Here is a 14091-nt window from a genome sequence, read left to right as displayed (position 1 = left end):
CACCCATGTAAGCTCGACATACGCCATCCATGGCGTATGACGGTCCCGCACCCCCACCCGTACCCGCCCTTGGACAGTAGGCCGGTGCGCACAGAGAAAGCCGGTAGTGCCGGCCGCTGGCCGGCATCACACCCCGCCCCAAGCGACCAAGCCGGCACTCGCATGCATTCCTGGCCAGTAACAGCAAAAACCGCGCAGCCACGCAAAGCACCCTGTTTTTAGGATTAGTGCGATTTCAAGCGCGGCCGCCCTGTCGAGCGTGCGCGGAATGCTACGGTCATTCCACCATCAAGACGGAGAGTGGATATGGACATCTGGGAAGCGCGGCAGGATACCGGCGGCAAGGTCGATACCCATCGCAACGCCTACGGTCGCGACCGCGCGCGCATCATCCATTCGGCGTTCTTCCGCCGGCTGCAGGGCAAGACCCAGGTGCTGGGCCTGGGCGAGAGCGACTTCTACCGCACCCGCCTCACCCATTCCATCGAGGTGGCGCAGATCGCTAGCGGCATCGTGGAGCAGCTGCACGGCGATGCCGACCATGCCGAGTTCCATCCGTTCCTGCCGTCGCTGCAACTGGTGGAAGCCATCGCGCTGGCGCACGACATCGGGCATCCCCCGTTCGGGCATGGCGGCGAGGTCGCGCTGAACTACTGCATGCGCGAGGCGGGTGGGTTTGAAGGCAATGCCCAGACCCTGCGGATCGCCACGCGGCTGGGCGAGTACTCGCCCACATCCGGTCTCAACCTCACCCGCCGCACCCTGCTCGGCCTGATCAAATACCCCGTGCTGCATTCCAGCGTGGTCAACCAGGACAAGTACCGTGGCGGCGGCGCGCCCTCCAACCTGGATGCCTACAAGCCGCCCAAGTGCGTCTTCGACTGCGATGCGGCCTCGGTCGATTTCGTGCTGCAGCCACTGGAAGAGAAAGCGCGGCAGCTGTTCATGGGCGCCGAGCCCGCGCCGGGCAAGCATGCCAGGTCGCGGCACAAGAGCTTTGATACCTCCATCATGGAGCTGGCCGACGACATCGCCTACGGGGTGCACGACCTGGAGGATGCGATCGCGCTGCGCTTTGTGAGCGAGCAGCAATGGCGCGCCGAGGTGCACGACCGCATCAAGGATCGCACCGCAGCGATGCCACTGGAGAAGGAGATCGACCGGATCACCGCCGAGCTGTTCTCCGGCTGCGGCCGCCAGCGCAAGCATGCCATCAGCTTCCTGGTGGGGTACTTCATCCGCAGCTGCACGATCAAGGAGAACACGCTGTTCTCCCATCGCCTGTTCGGCCTGGCCGCGGGCATGTGCGAGGAGGCGCGCGCCGAGCTGGACCTGCTGCAAGGCTTCGTGGTGCAGAACGTGGTCAAGACCGCCGAGGTGCAGACCCTGGAATACAAGGGCCAGCAGATGGTGATCCGGCTGTTCGATGCGATCGCCGACAACCCCACGCGGCTGCTGCCGGAGAAGCAGAAGGGCGAGCACGAACGCTACGGCATGCGCGCCATCTGCGATTACCTGGCCGGCACCACCGACGACTACGCCACGCGCCTGTACCACAAGATGTTCACGCCCTCGTCGGGATCGGTGTTCGACCGGCTGTAGCAGCGGCGCGCGGTGGCTCAGTACACGTCGCGCCGGTAGCGGCCTTCGCCCAGCAGCGCATCCACGCTGTCCTCGCCCAGCACCTCGCGCAGGGCGAGGTCCACGCCTTCGGCCATCCCGTGCAGCGCGCCGCACACATACACGCTGCCGCCCATCGCCACCCACGCCCGCAGCGCGTCGGCGGCGGCCAGCAGGCGGTGCTGCACATAACCCCCGTCGCCATCGCGCGAGAACGCCAGGTCCACCCGGCGCAGGTGGCCGTGGTGCTGCCAGTCGGTCAGCTGCGCTTCGTACAGGAAATCGTGGGCCCGGGTGCGCTCGCCGAACACCAACCAGTGGCCGCCGTCGCCGCGCAGCGCCGCCTCGCGCAGCAGGCTGCGCAGCCCGGCGATGCCGGTGCCGTTGCCGATCAGCAGCATCGGCGCATGCTCGGGGAAGCGGTGGAAGCCGCTGTTGCGGCGTACCCGTGCCTGCACCTGGCCACCCTCGGCGGCATGCACGCACAGCCAGCCCGAGCCCAGGCCATGGCGGCCGTCGGGCAGGTCAACGAGGCGGACCACCAGCTGCACGAGGTCATCCTGTGGCACCGATGCGATCGAGTACTCGCGGTGTGGCAACGCGGGCAGGCCGGCCAGCCATGCGGCAGGATCGGGGATCGGGCCGCTGCCGGCCGACGTCGGCAGCACCCGCGCGGCGCAGGCCACGTGCAGCGGCATTGCCTGGCCGTCGCAGGCGACGGTCTGGTCGCCATCCAGGCCCAGCGTGGCCAGCACCGCGCGCACGTAGGCCGGCGCGTGGCGTGGCGCGATCTCCAGGATGTCGCCGGCCTGCCAGCTGCTGTGCGGCGGCGGGGCGAGGTCCACCTGCCACACGGCGCCGGCCGCGCTGCCCGGGTTGAGCGGCGTGCGCGCCTGCAGCGTCCAGTCCTGCAGCGCCGGCTGCAGCGGCAGCGGCGGCAGCGGCGCGGCATCGGCGTCCACGCCAGCGAGGGTGGCCAGTTGCCGTTGCCAGGCGGCCAACGTGACCGGGTCGTCGCGATCCACTTCCAGCGTGGGGAACAGGCGCTGCGCGCCCTGCGCGGCCAGCCAGCCGTCCACCGCGCGCGAGAAGCCGCAGAACCGGGCGTATTCGCGGTCGCCCAGGCCCAGCATCGCGTAATCCAGGCCGGCCAGTGCCAGCTCACCGGACATCACCCGGCGCTCGAACACGCGCGCCGCATCCGGCGCCTCGCCATCGCCAAACGTGCTCACCACCAGCAGCAGCTGGCCGGCCTGCTGCAGGCGCGCCGCCTCCAGCTGGCCAAGCGGACACACTTGCACCGGGCCGGCCGCCTGCAGCTGCGCGGCCGCCTGCCAGGCGAGCTGTTCGGCCACGCCGCTCTGGCTGGCAAAGACCACCAGCCACGGCGCGCCGTCGGCGCGTGCGTCCAGCGGCAGGCGCGAGGCCCGCACCTCGCGTTTGCGGCGGCGGCGGTCCAGGTACAGCATCCAGCCGGTGATGAAGAAGAGCAGCATCGCCAGGCTCGACAGCATCACCACCACGCGCCCGGGCAAGCCGAAGAAGCTGCCCGAATGCAGCGCGAACATGCTCACCACCAGCTTGCCGCCGACCGGCTTGTCCGCATACGGCTCATAGCGCAGCCGCGCGCCGCTGGCCGGGTCGATCTGCAGCAGGTCCTGGGCGCGGTCGTGTGCGGCCACGCCGCCGCGCACCCGCGCGGCGATCGGCGTGCCCGGCTTGGCCGGGAAGCGCAGGTCGAGGTAGCCGCGTTGCACGCCGGGCAGGGCATACAGCGTGGCCTGCACCCGGCCCAGGTCGGTGGCACCGCCGGCGCTGCGCGGCTCGGCCTGTGCCGGCACGGGGCCCTCCAGCAGCCGCGTCATCCCGCTGCGGTAGCTCTCGAAGGACCACCACAGCCCGGTCATCGCGATCATCAGGTAGACCAGCAGCACCCAGGTGCCCACCACCGAATGCAGGCTCCACAGGAAGCTGCGCCCACTGCGCGACCACTCCACCGCCAGCCACGTGCGCCAGTGCCACCAGCGCCGTGGCCAGCGCAGGTAAAGCCCGGACAGGCAGAAGAACAGCAGCACGATCGCGCAGATGCCGGTGACGCGCTTGCCGCGCTCGCCGGCCACCAGGTGCCGGTGCAGGTCTTCCACGAACGCAAAGAACGCCACCCCGCGCAGCGCGTTGAACTGCTGGCCGGTATACGGGTTGAAGTAGCGCCAGTGCGCCTGCCCGCCCTCGAAACGTGCCACCGACAGGCGCTGGCCGGTGGCGTCCAGCTGCAGGCGCTGCAGCGGGCGCGCCTGGCCCTGCTGCAGCATCGGCAGCAGCGTGGTCAGCGGCAGCGGGCGGGCGCCCTCGGCGTGCTGCCGGGCCACCTGCGCGAACGCCGGGTTGAGCGCGCGCACGATCTCGTCCTCGAAGGACATCGTGGCGCCGCTCAGGCCCATCACCGCCAGCACGGTGCCGGCGGTGATGCCCAGCAGCCAGTGCAGCTGGAACAACAGCGACTTCAACATGGGCGGGCGGTCCGGCGGCGGGCGATCAGAAGTCCAGCTGGTAGCCCAGCGTCAGCGTGCGCCCACGCCCGGCGAAATAGCGGTCCGGTTCGATCAGCGCGCTCTGCGAGTAGTAGGTGATGTACTGGCGGTCCAGCAGGTTGGCCACGCCCAGCTGCACGCTGCCCTTGGGCAGGGCGTACTCGGCGCCGAGGTCGAACAGCGCATAGCCCCGGAACTGCTTGGCCGCCTCATCGAAGTTGCGGTTGAACGCGTACTGCCCCTGCACGAAGGTGGACAGCGCCGGCGTCCACTGCGCCGACCACGTGCCGATGACGCGGTTGGGCGCGATGTTCAGGCCATCCAGGCGCGCATCCAGGCGGCCATCGGCGTCGCTGTCGTAGCGGCCGCGCGTCCACGCATAGGACAGGCCCAGCTTGTGCGCCTCGTTGATGCGGTAACGCACGCTGGCGTCCAGGCCTTCGATGCGGGTCTTCTCGCGCGCCATCTGGAAGGCACCGTCCACCGCGATGATCCGCGTGCCCAGGTCCGAGCGCGACTGGAACACCGACACGTCCGCTTCCCACGCCCCGGCGCGCACGCGCGCCCCCAGTTCCACGTTGCGGGTCAGCACCGGTTCCAGCGTGTGCAGGTCGGCCACCGAGGTGCCCACGGTATTGATCGAGCGCAGCACGCGGCCCACGTCGGGCATGCCGAAGCCTTCGGAGTAGCTGCCGAACACGTTGAAGGTGTCCGTCGGCGCGAACACCAGCCCGGCGTTGTACAGCGTTTCACCGAAGGAGAGCTTGCCGCCCTGCACGTTGACCCGGTTGTAGCGGTACAGGGTCTGGTAGCTGTCGATGCGCAGGTCCGCTTCCTCGCGGCGCACGCCGGCCTGTGCGGTCAGCGTGGGCAGCAGCTTGTACTCGGCCTGCACGAAGCCGGCCGCGTTGCGGAATTCCGAGTTGGGCACGTAGGTGCGGCCGGTGCCGTACAGGTCCTGCTTGCCGCTGTCGGCCAGCAGGTCGATGCCACCGGTGAGCTTGAGCGCGCCGCCCAGCAGGTCGTCGCGGCCCAGGCTGGTCTTGGCGCCCCACTTGGACGCCACCGAGCGCGACTGGTCGTACAGCGTGCCGACCGGTGCGATCAGCGGGTCCTGGAAGGTGGAAGAGCGATCACCGCCGAACAGGCCCTCGAACTCCTGGTTGAACACCATCGCGCGCAGTTCCATCCCGGCCAGGTCGTGGTGGGTGTAGGCCAGCCCGGTGGTCCACACATCGTTCCACGGCGGCGTGCCCGGCGGGGTGCCGCGCACCGAGGTGGTGGGAATGCCCGCGCCGCGGTTGCCGGCCACGGTGAGGTACTCGGCCTTGGACTTGATCCGGTAGCGGTTGGAGCTGAACTGCAGTTCCTGGTTGTCGTCGATCCAGTAGCCCAGCTTGGCGTGCACGTCGTAGGCGCGGGTGGCCATCAGGTCGCCCTGGGTGGTGTCGGTGCCGATCGCGGTGCCGTCGCCATCCAGCCACAGCCCCTGGTCCTCATAGCCCACGCCGAGCAGGTAATCCCAGCGGCCCTTGCTGCCGCTGATCCGGTAATCGGTGCGGTAGCTGGCGGTTTCCCCGTCCAGGCCGCGGGTGGGCAGCGTGGTCTGCACGCCCATGTGCTGGTTGACCTCGCCCGGTGCCGGGCGCCGGGTGATCAGGTTGATGGTGCCGCCGGTGGCGCCCAGCCCGTTCATGGCGTTGGCGCCCTGGATCACCTCGATCCGCTCCACCATCGCGTAATCGATGGTGTGCGCCTCGCGCCCGGTGGGGCGCAGCGGGTTGGACTGCGGGATGCCATCGACCAGGATCAGCGGCGTGCGCCCGCGCAGCGTCTCGCCGCTGCCATTCATCTTGCCGCGGCTGGGCGTGTAGGAGGGCAGCAGGCTGGACAGCACGTCCGAGGAATTGCCGCTGATGCGCAACTGCTGCTCGATCTGCGCGCGGTCGATGATCACCACCGTCTGCGGCGCGGTATCGGCGGTCTGGCCGGTGCGCGAAGCGCTCACCGTCACCGTGTCCAGGGTGCGCGGATCGGCCTGCTGGGCCAGGGCGGGCGCGGACAGCAGCGCGGAAAGGGCGAGGAACAGGGGAGAGAGGCGCATGGGCACGTCCTTGGAGCATGGACGTGGCAACACCAGCCCAGCAGCGAATGAGAATTGATCGCGTCATTGTTGGGCGCGCCGCCGCCGGGGTCAATAACCAGAACGGGGGAAGGGCGCGATGCCCCGCGCCGCGCCCTCAGCCCGCGGCCCGGATCACAACGCCGCCCAGGCCTCGATCTCGCCGGCCTTGAACGGCCCCAGCTTCTGTTTCACGATCCGCCCCTGCGCATCCACCAGCACCGTGTAGGGCAGCAGCCCCTGCGCATTGCCCAGGCGCACGCTGGCATCGGCGGGGCCGGGCGTGTCCAGCACGATCGGGTAGTCCACCGGCACCCGCGCCAGGAAATCGCGCACCCCGTCCGGTGTATCCAGTGCCAGGCCGAGCACCTGCACGCCGTCGGCGGGCTGGGCGGCGGCGAAGGCGGCCAGCGCCGGCATTTCCTCCACGCACGGGCCGCACCAGCTGGCCCACACGTTGATCAGCAGCGGGCGCCCGCGGAAGCGGGCCAGGTCCACGGCCGCACCGGACACGTCGGGCAGGGTGAGGGCAGGCATCGCATCGCCGATCGCCGCGCCCGCGGCGACCGCGCGCGCTGGTGGTGGCGGTGTTGCTATCTCCGGGCGGTTGAAGAACCACGCCCCGGCGGCCAGGCCCAGGACCGCCGCCAGAACGGCCACCACCCCCAGCGGGCGAGGTGGCCGCAGGCTCATCGTGCGGTCCGCAGCAGCGCTTCTTCCACGATGGCCTGGGTCAGCACGGTGGGCAGCACCGTCGGCGGTGCGCCCGGGCCGTACACCACGTACAGCGGCACGCCCACCGCCTTGTGCTCATCCAGGAACGCGGTGATTTCCGGGTCCACGTTGGTGTAGTCGCCGCGCATGTACACCGCGTTGGTGCGGCGCAGGGTGTCGTGGAAGGCGTTGGTGCCCAGCACCGCGCGCTCGTTGGCCTTGCAGGTCACGCACCAGTCGGCGGTCATGTTGACGAACACCACGCGGTTGTCCTGGCGCAGCCGGTCCAGCATCTGCGGCGAATAGGCCACCACGTTGTCGGCGGCAGCCAGGGCGGCCTTGGCCGGCGGCACCAGCCGGGTCACGCCCCACACCGGCACCAGCGCGGCGATCAGCAGCAGCAGCGCCAGCAGCCCGCCCACGCGGTGGCTGCGCCAGCGGCTGCGCTCGAACCACCACAGCGCCAGCGCCAGCACCACCAGCCCGCCCAGCACCAGGGTCATCGCATCCACGCCGCGCTGCTTGCCCAGCACCCACAGCAGCCAGATCGCGGTGCCGTACATCGGGAAGGCCAGCACGTGCTTCAGCGTTTCCATCCACGCACCCGGACGCGGCAGGCGCTTGGCCAGCGAGGGGATGAACCCGATCAGCAGGAACGGCAGTGCCAGGCCCAGGCCCAGCACCAGGAACACCAGGATCGCCTGCGCCGGCGGTGCGGTGAAGGCGAACGCCAGCGGCAGGCCCATGAACGGGGCCACGCACGGGCTGGCCACCACGCAGGCCAGCACGCCGGTGAAGAAATCGCCGACCGGGCCGCTGCGCGAGGCCAGCGACTGGCCGACCCCGCCCAGGCTGCCGCCCAGGGTGAACACCCCGGACAGGCTCAGGCCCACGGTGAACATCAGGTACACCAGCGCGGCGATGAACCACGGGTGCTGCAGCTGGAAGCCCCAGCCGGCGGCCTGGCCGGCCGCGCGCAGCGCCAGCACCAGCCCGCCGATGGCCGCAAACGCCACCAGCACGCCGGCGGTGTACCACAGGGCATGGCTGCGCGCGCGCTGGCGGCTCTCACCGCTCTGCGCCACGCCCAGCACCTTCAGCGACAGGATCGGCAGCACGCACGGCATCAGGTTGAGGATCAGCCCGCCCAGCAGGGCGAGCAGCAGCGCGCCGATCAGCGTGGTCGGCGCCGCGTCGTCGCCCGGCGGGCGGGTGCGCTGGGCATTGTCGGCGCTGGCATCGGGCACCGCGCCGGGGGCCACCTCGGCACTGGCCGGTTCGTTGGGGCGGATCAGCATCGGCTGGGTGGCCAGGCCCGCGGCGTCGCGCTCGCGCGCCTGGGCACGCTTGTCCTTGCCCGGCAGCGGGGTGATCACCTCGCTCTGGTGCGCCGCTTCATCGGCGCGCGCGTTGACCTTGGCCGCCGGCAGCGACAGCTTCACCCGGCGCGTCATCGGCGGATAGCAGATGCCATCGGTCTGGCAGCCCTGGAAGGTGATCACCAGGGTGGCCTCGTCGGCCTCGGGGCGGCTGCGGCGCAGCGGCAGCTTCACGTCCACCTGGTCGAAATACACCGCCACGTCGCCGAAGTGCTCGTCGCGGTGCGACTTGGCCGCCGGCCACAAGGGCTTGTCCGCGCGCAGGCCCGGGGCGCCTTCCAGCTTCAGCGAGGTGCGGTCGCGGTAGAGGTAATAGCCCGGCGCCGGGCTGAAACGCAGCAGCACGGTGTTGCCATCGTCCACGATCGCATCGAAGCCGAACGCGCGCTCGGACGGCAGCGGCAGCGCCTGGGCGTTGGCCATGCCCGGCAGGCGCAGGCCACCGCCGCCACTGGTGCCGGCCAGCGGGTTGTTGAACGGCGAGGGCGCCGCGCTGGTCGCGGCCACCGTTGCCGGCGCGGCCGCACCGCTGCCCGCCGGCAGCTTCACCTTGATGCTGCGCTTCTGCGGCGGGTAGCACACGCCCGCATCGGCACAGCCCTGGTAGCGCACTTCCAGCGTCACCGACTCGGCCTGGTCCTCGGCCTTGCCCGGCAGCACGGCGGTCAGGCGCTCGCGGTAGGTTTCCACCTCACCGAAGAAGTCGTCATGGTGCTTCTTGCCGGCCGGCATCTGCAGGGCCTCGGCCACGAAGCCGGGATCGGCCTTGACCGTGGTGCGATGGCGATACAGGTAATAGCCCGGCGCGATCTTGAAGGTGAGCTCCACCCGGTCGCGATCCCGCGCCTGCGCGCTCAGCCCGAAGGCTTCGTCCACCGGCAGCAGGTCCTTCTCGCTCACGGCCAGCGCCGGCAGGGACACCACGAACAACGCGCACAGCGCGGCAACACGACCCAACAGCGTCATCAATCAATGTCCTCTCGGGTCTGGGCCCGAATCCAATCCAGGTACGCCGGCAGGCCAGCGCGGGCTTCGACCGCCAGGCACTCCGGGAGTTCATACGGATGCAGCGCCTGCAGGCGTGCGATGGCCGCGTCCAGGCGGCTGCCGGTGGTCTTGACCAGCAACTGGACCTCATGGTCCTCGCTGATCGCGCCCTGCCAGCGGTAAGTGGAATGCGCCCCGTCCAGGCGGGTGACACACGCCGCCAGGCGTTCCTCCACCAGCGCCTGTGCCAGCCGCGCGGCGGTGGCCGCGTCGGGGCAGGTGGTGAAGATCATGAATACGGGATCGGGGGTCGACATGACCGCCGAGTATAGGACTGCCGGGCCCACTTGGTCCGACCGGCGCCCTGGGGCGCCGGTCGGCAGGGCTCAGTTGGCCAGCTGGCAGCTGGTCGGCTTGGCCGAGGTGAACAGGGCCGGGGTGGCCCATTCGGGGTGGTCGATGAACGGGTTGCGGTTGCCCTGGAAGCTGAAGACCACTTCGTTGCGGGCGCGTTCGGCGGCATCCGGCGGGTCGGACAGGTGCCACTCGATCAGCGTCGAGAGCAGGCCCATGTACGCCGGCGAGGCGGAGGTCTTGACGATTTTGGCGCGGTCGTCAGTCAGCTCCAGGTCGGGTTCGGACTGGCCGGTCTTGGCGTCTTTGCCCCCTTCATAGCGGATGGCCATGTACATCACCGCCCGCGCCATGTCGCCCTTGCGACGGCCCCACACCTCGAAGGTGCCGCCGTTGCCATCGGGCGTGCGCACCCAGTTGGAGTTGCCCGGGTAGCCACCGCTGCCGCCGCCCACGCCGTTGTTGGACTCGGTAGCGCGCTCGCCGCAGTTGGCGTCGCACTTGCCGAACGGCTTGTTGCCGCGGTCGGCGTTCCACTGTGCGTCGGTCAGGTACAGCATGTGGGTATCGGTGTAGGGCGCATACGGCAGGCCCTTGTCACCGGTGGTGCTGGCAAAGCCCAGCGAGTTGGGCCAGGTGTGCTCGCGGTTGTAGGTCAGGCCGCTGCCCGTGCCTGCGCGGCCGCTCACCTTGGTGTAGCTGCGGTTGCGATAGGCGTCCAGGATCTTGCCGCTGTCGTTGGGATCCTCGTCGGCCATCTCCAGGATGGTCCAGGTGCTGGTGCCCGAGCCGCTGTAGGGGTAGGCGGTGTGGCCCTTGATGGTTTCATGCAGCGAGCAGCGCAGCTGGCTGGGGGTGGAGGTGTTCACGCGCGAGTAGTACTCGCCCGGATTGCCGGGGTTGCCGGGATCGGGATTGCCCGGGTCCGGGTTGCCGGTGGTGCTGGCCACGGTGAAGGCGATGCGGGTATCGGCGGCCGGGCGGGCGCCCTGCGCATCCTTGATGCGGCTGGCCTTGATGTCGAAACGGCAGGCTTCGCCGGCCACCAGCGCGGTGTTGGTGGACAGGGTGAAGCGGGTGCCGCTGCTGGCGTGGGTGAGCGGGACGGTGCCGGACTGGCCGCAGCTAAGCGCGAAGGCGCCGCTGGACAGGGTGACGGTCTCGCTGAAGGTCACGCTGAGGTCGGCGGCGGCCGGGAAGGTGCTGGCCCCCTGCTCGGGGGTGGTGGCGCTCACCGAGGGCGGGGTGTTGGGGCCGGTGCTGCCACCGCCGGCGAAGGTCTGCCCGGTGTTGCAGGTGCCGAAGGTCTGGGCGGCCGAGGCGGCCCAGGTGAAGTGCGCGTACTGGCTGCCGTTGCCGGTCAGCTGCAGCGAGGTGCCCGGGGCGGTGCTGTTGGTCTCGCTGACGGGGATGTTCTGGCTGGTCAGCCCGGCGGCCGGGCCGCCGGAGGCGGTGATGGTGCCTTCGTAGCTGATGAACTGGACCACCTTGCCGGCCGCATCGACCAGGGCGATGCCATCGTTGGGGCCGTTCTGGATGCCGTTGGTGGGGTAGGTCACCGTGGCGATGCTGGCCTTGCCGCAGCTGGCGGCAGCGCCGGCGGGGACGGGGTTGTTGGCGTATACGGTGGCGGCCGAGGGGGTGCTGCCGTTGTACAGGTACAGGCGGTAGGTGCTGAGATCCTCGCCGTTGGTGGCCACCACCTCGATGGCCTCGCCGACATCGCCGGCGGCGGTGGAATCGTCGTAGTGCAGTTCATTGATGAATACGTCCGCCTGGGCGGAGCCGGCGGCCAGGGCCAGCAGGCAGCCGAGGGACAACGGGGTGAGCAACCTCATCTACGTCTCCTTGTGATTGGTTATTGCCGGCCGAATCTAATCAATCCAGATGACACATCTATCGATATGTCGGAACCAGCCTTCCGCAATGAGACGTGCGTCAAGAATTTGGCGGGTATGCTTCACCCGCCCCCGGCCGTTGGCCGGTCCCCACCGAAAAAGCTGTAGTGCCGGCCGCTGGCCGGCATCCCACAGCCCTCCTTGTCCCCAACGCCCACCGACCACTGCGGCGAAACCCCACCGATGGGCAGGACACCAAAAATTTTCCCGAGCGCCCCTTGAAAGGCAGGTGCCCAGCACCATCTCTGCTCTGTACCCGCACCGCCGGGTTTTTTCGTGAGCGTGGCTGGCAGTCGCCCTGTGCGAGTGCTAACATCGCCGGACTTTTCTAGACCAATCAACAACTTAAAAGGGTCTCACATGAGCATCAAGCCGCTTCATGACCGCGTCGTAGTCAAGCCGATCGAAGCCGACGAAATCTCGTCCGGCGGCATCGTGATTCCGGATTCCGCCAAGGAAAAGTCCACCAAGGGCGAAGTCGTGGCCGTGGGCCCGGGCAAGCCGCTGGACAACGGCAGCGTGCGCGCGCCGTCGCTGAAGGTCGGTGACAAGGTCATCTACGGCCAGTACGCCGGCAGCAGCTACAAGGCCGAAGGCGTCGAGTACAAGGTCCTGCGCGAAGACGACATCCTCGCCATCATCTGATGACGTAGCGCGGGCGCTGCCCCGCTGCGCGGTAGCCGGATCAACCGGTCGACCGTATTCCCCATTCCAGCTGCCGGGCATCGCCCGGCGCCATATATAAAAGGTATTCGCAATGGCTGCCAAAGATATTCGTTTCGGTGAAGACGCCCGTTCGCGCATGGTGCGCGGCGTCAACGTGCTCGCCAATGCCGTCAAGGCAACCCTGGGCCCGAAGGGCCGCAACGTCGTGCTCGAAAAGAGCTTCGGCGCCCCGACCATCACCAAGGACGGCGTGTCCGTCGCCAAGGAAATCGAACTGGCTGACAAGTTCGAGAACATGGGCGCGCAGATGGTGAAGGAAGTTGCTTCGCGCACCAACGACGACGCCGGCGACGGCACCACCACCGCCACCGTGCTGGCCCAGGCCCTGATCCGCGAAGGCGCCAAGGCCGTCGCTGCCGGCATGAACCCGATGGACCTCAAGCGCGGTATCGACAAGGCCGTGATCGCCGCCGTCGCCGAGCTGAAGAACATCTCCAAGCCCACCGCCGACGACAAGGCCATTGCCCAGGTCGGCACGATCTCGGCCAACTCCGACGAGTCCATCGGCAACATCATCGCCGAAGCGATGCGCCGCGTGACCAAGGAAGGCGTGATCACCGTTGAAGAAGGCTCGGGCCTGGAAAACGAGCTGGACGTCGTGGAAGGCATGCAGTTCGACCGCGGCTACCTGTCCCCGTACTTCATCAACAACCAGCAGTCGCAGACCGCCGACCTGGACGATCCCTACGTGCTGCTGCACGACAAGAAGATCTCCAACGTGCGTGACCTGCTGCCCGTGCTGGAAGGCGTGGCCAAGGCCGGCAAGCCGCTGCTGATCATCGCCGAAGACATCGAAGGCGAAGCGCTGGCCACCCTGGTGGTCAATACCATCCGTGGCATCGTCAAGGTCGTGGCCGTCAAGGCACCGGGCTTCGGCGACCGTCGCAAGGCGATGCTGGAAGACATGGCCGTGCTGACCGGCGGCACCGTGATCTCCGAGGAAATCGGTCTGTCGCTGGAAAAGGCGACGATCAAGGACCTGGGCCGCGCCAAGAAGGTGCAGGTCTCCAAGGAAAACACCACCATCATCGACGGCGCTGGCGAGAAGGCCAACATCGATGCGCGCGTGACCCAGATCAAGACCCAGATCGAAGACACCTCGTCCGATTACGATCGCGAGAAGCTGCAGGAACGTGTGGCCAAGCTGGCCGGCGGCGTGGCCGTGATCAAGGTCGGCGCCTCGACCGAAATCGAAATGAAGGAAAAGAAGGACCGCGTCGACGACGCCCTGCACGCGACCCGTGCAGCCGTTGAAGAAGGCGTTGTCCCGGGCGGCGGCGTGGCCCTGGTCCGTGCGGTCACCGCACTGGCCGGCCTGAAGGGTGCCAACGAAGACCAGAACCACGGCATCCAGATCGCCCTGCGCGCGATGGAAGCCCCGCTGCGCGAAATCGTGGCCAACGCCGGCGAAGAGCCGTCGGTCATCGTCAACAAGGTCAAGGAAGGCACCGGCAGCTACGGCTACAACGCCGCCAGCGGCGAGTTCGGCGACATGCTGGAATTCGGCATCCTGGACCCGACCAAGGTGACCCGTTCGGCGCTGCAGAACGCCGCCTCGATCGCCGGCCTGATGATCACCACCGAAGCCATGGTGGCCGAAGCCCCGAAGAAGGATGACGGCGCCGGCGCAGCAGGCGGCGGCATGGGCGGCATGGGTGGCATGGGCGGCATGGACTTCTGATGCCGCTGCCGGCCCCCGGCCGGCACACCGAGGTGCGGTAGGTGCCGCAAGTAACGGCGAATGCCGTTGCTAACGTCGC

Annotated in this window: 9 protein-coding genes; 3 read left to right on the top strand and 6 right to left on the bottom strand. The window is 68.9% G+C overall.

Annotated elements, in window-relative coordinates; genetic code table 11:
* Window positions 1-306: 306 nt before the first annotated feature.
* Entirely contained in the window at window positions 307-1602 is a 1296-nt protein-coding gene (locus RSA25_RS02495; protein ID WP_332807342.1) for an anti-phage deoxyguanosine triphosphatase, read from the top strand.
* Window positions 1603-1619: 17 nt separating this feature from the next.
* Here the strand turns inward: RSA25_RS02495 and RSA25_RS02490 are convergent, their stop codons facing one another.
* The 6 genes from RSA25_RS02490 to RSA25_RS02465 all read right to left on the bottom strand — a co-directional run bounded on the left by RSA25_RS02490 (window position 1620) and on the right by RSA25_RS02465 (window position 11545).
* The gene (locus tag RSA25_RS02490; RefSeq protein ID WP_332807341.1) at window positions 1620-4130 is read right to left on the bottom strand and encodes a sulfite reductase flavoprotein subunit alpha; all 2511 of its coding nucleotides are present in this window, start codon (window positions 4128-4130) and stop codon (window positions 1620-1622) included.
* Between the two features lie 25 nt (window positions 4131-4155).
* Window positions 4156-6255: a TonB-dependent receptor gene (locus tag RSA25_RS02485; RefSeq protein WP_332807340.1), complete on the bottom strand. Its 2100-nt coding sequence runs from the start codon at window positions 6253-6255 to the stop codon at window positions 4156-4158.
* Window positions 6256-6408: 153 nt separating this feature from the next.
* Entirely contained in the window at window positions 6409-6966 is a 558-nt protein-coding gene (locus RSA25_RS02480) for a TlpA disulfide reductase family protein (protein ID WP_332807339.1), read from the bottom strand.
* Complete coding sequence (locus RSA25_RS02475; protein WP_332807338.1) at window positions 6963-9332, bottom strand: protein-disulfide reductase DsbD; 2370 nt, start codon at window positions 9330-9332, stop codon at window positions 6963-6965. Before RSA25_RS02475 ends, RSA25_RS02480 begins: the two co-directional genes overlap by 4 nt.
* Window positions 9332-9670, bottom strand: coding sequence for a divalent-cation tolerance protein CutA (gene cutA / locus RSA25_RS02470; RefSeq protein WP_332807337.1), 339 nt, complete (start codon window positions 9668-9670; stop codon window positions 9332-9334). Before cutA ends, RSA25_RS02475 begins: the two co-directional genes overlap by 1 nt.
* Window positions 9671-9739: 69 nt before the next feature.
* Window positions 9740-11545, bottom strand: a complete 1806-nt coding sequence (locus tag RSA25_RS02465; protein WP_332807336.1) for an endonuclease — start codon at window positions 11543-11545, stop codon at window positions 9740-9742.
* Window positions 11546-11965: 420 nt separating this feature from the next.
* Here RSA25_RS02465 and RSA25_RS02460 point away from each other — a divergent pair, with 420 nt between their 5' ends.
* Window positions 11966-12250 (top strand): co-chaperone GroES, encoded by a 285-nt coding sequence (locus tag RSA25_RS02460; protein ID WP_332807335.1) that lies wholly within the window; start codon window positions 11966-11968, stop codon window positions 12248-12250.
* 112 nt (window positions 12251-12362) lie between these two features.
* A complete protein-coding gene (gene groL / locus RSA25_RS02455; RefSeq protein ID WP_332807334.1) occupies window positions 12363-14012 on the top strand; it encodes a chaperonin GroEL in 1650 nt (549 codons plus the stop codon).
* Window positions 14013-14091 lie beyond the last annotated feature (79 nt).

The sequence above is a fragment of the Stenotrophomonas sp. genome (assembly GCF_036662295.1).
Taxonomy (GTDB): domain Bacteria; phylum Pseudomonadota; class Gammaproteobacteria; order Xanthomonadales; family Xanthomonadaceae; genus Stenotrophomonas.
Note: the sequence above shows the minus strand (reverse complement) of the source record. Positions and strands in the feature narration are given on the sequence as shown.

Bases quoted from the DNA above. Each gene is read 5' to 3' on its own strand.
- RSA25_RS02495 (WP_332807342.1), top strand. From the start codon at position 307: ATGGACATCTGGGAAGCGCGGCAGGATACCGGCGGCAAGGTCGATACC.
- RSA25_RS02490 (WP_332807341.1), bottom strand. From the start codon at position 4,130: ATGTTGAAGTCGCTGTTGTTCCAGCTGCACTGGCTGCTGGGCATCACC.
- RSA25_RS02485 (WP_332807340.1), bottom strand. From the start codon at position 6,255: ATGCGCCTCTCTCCCCTGTTCCTCGCCCTTTCCGCGCTGCTGTCCGCG.
- RSA25_RS02480 (WP_332807339.1), bottom strand. From the start codon at position 6,966: ATGAGCCTGCGGCCACCTCGCCCGCTGGGGGTGGTGGCCGTTCTGGCG.
- RSA25_RS02475 (WP_332807338.1), bottom strand. From the start codon at position 9,332: ATGACGCTGTTGGGTCGTGTTGCCGCGCTGTGCGCGTTGTTCGTGGTG.
- cutA (WP_332807337.1), bottom strand. From the start codon at position 9,670: ATGTCGACCCCCGATCCCGTATTCATGATCTTCACCACCTGCCCCGAC.
- RSA25_RS02465 (WP_332807336.1), bottom strand. From the start codon at position 11,545: ATGAGGTTGCTCACCCCGTTGTCCCTCGGCTGCCTGCTGGCCCTGGCC.
- RSA25_RS02460 (WP_332807335.1), top strand. From the start codon at position 11,966: ATGAGCATCAAGCCGCTTCATGACCGCGTCGTAGTCAAGCCGATCGAA.
- groL (WP_332807334.1), top strand. From the start codon at position 12,363: ATGGCTGCCAAAGATATTCGTTTCGGTGAAGACGCCCGTTCGCGCATG.